The sequence below is a fragment of the Vibrio sp. 2-Bac 85 genome (assembly GCF_037546705.1).
In the GTDB taxonomy this organism is placed as follows: Bacteria; Pseudomonadota; Gammaproteobacteria; order Enterobacterales; family Psychromonadaceae; genus Psychromonas.
In genome coordinates this window covers 1-1,308 of sequence record NZ_JALAAB010000045.1, presented here as the reverse complement: position 1 = coordinate 1,308, position 1,308 = coordinate 1, and the positions used below count along the sequence as shown (strand labels likewise).

Sequence of the window (1,308 nt, the reverse complement as noted above, 5' to 3'; positions counted from 1 at the left end):
AATATACCAATCCTCGATAACATAAAAAGCTGAGGATAACGTGATGATTTATAATAAAAAGCGACCCAAATGGATCGCTTTTAACTTATTTAAGCATCAACAACAATGACTTCACCATTAATGAAACCATCAACTGATCGCTCAAACGCTTTACCAACTAACTTCCCTGGTACGGGTTCAAAGCCAGGCATCATTTCTCCGTAGACATCCCATGCTTCAACTAACACAGTTGGATTGACTACATTGATACGTATATTTCTTGGCATTTCTAAAGAAACAATTTTAACGAAGGTATCGATTGCACCACTCGTTGTAGCATCTGCAATAGCGTAAGGGATAGGTTTTTTATTTAAAATACCACTAATTAAAGTAAATGAGCCTGCATCTGAGATGTATTCTTGGCCAATACGTACTAAGTTAATTTGGCCCATCATTTTACTCATCACGGTGGTCATCCATTGTGCCTCAGTCATCTCTGTGAAATTAGCATATTCACAAAAGCCAACAGTATTCACAACCGCGTCAAAAGCACCTACTTTTTCATAAAGCGCTCTAATTGATTGTTCATTCGTTATATCTACAATGTGGTCAACATCGCCAGAGCGACCTGCTGTAATCACATTATGATTGCCTAAACCAGTTAACGCGGCTTGACCCATTTTACCTAGTGCACCAATTAAAATTACTGTTTTCATTTTCTTCTCCGTTGATTTATTTTGATGGGATGATATTAAACAAAAAATTAAACAATTAAAAACAAACCTTTTTTGTTAGTGTTACAGGTATTAATGGTTAAGTGTTATGTTATAAATAACATAACAAGAGAGAGATAAATTTGAGTAAATTAGATAGATTGGATATTAAGCAGCTACGTGTGTTTCAAGCGATAATTCGTGAGCAAAGCGCATCGAAAGCAGCAGCTCAATTGGGGCTTACACAGCAAGCCGTGAGCGAGCACTTAAAAAAATTACGTGATGTTTTTGAAGATAGGTTGTTTCTTCGAAAAACCAGTGGATTTATTGCTACCCCCTTTGCACAAACGCTATCGGTTAGTGTTGATAAACTCCTTAATGATTTTAATGCTTTATTATCACCTACCCACTTTGACCCTAATACTGTAGAAGGGTCATTTGTTATTGCTGCAACCGATTATGCACAGCAAATAGTATTGCCTGCGTTGATTTCAATAATAAGGATACAAGCGCCTAATTTAAAATTGATAGTTAGAGATTTTGAAATTGATAAGCTCAATGAATTGATGGAAAGTGGCAACGTTAACTTAGCGATTGCCTTTCCGGATTATATTCC

At 36.2% G+C, this 1,308-nt stretch carries 2 protein-coding genes; one reads left to right on the top strand and one right to left on the bottom strand.

Going from position 1 to position 1,308, the window contains the following annotated elements:
* Positions 1-89: 89 nt before the first annotated feature.
* Positions 90-695: a short chain dehydrogenase gene (locus MT390_RS19665; RefSeq protein ID WP_166371663.1), complete on the bottom strand. Its 606-nt coding sequence runs from the start codon at positions 693-695 to the stop codon at positions 90-92.
* Between the two features lie 140 nt (positions 696-835).
* Here MT390_RS19665 and MT390_RS19660 point away from each other — a divergent pair.
* A partial coding sequence (locus tag MT390_RS19660) for a LysR family transcriptional regulator (protein ID WP_499442900.1) occupies positions 836-1,308 on the top strand: 473 nt, incomplete at its 3' end.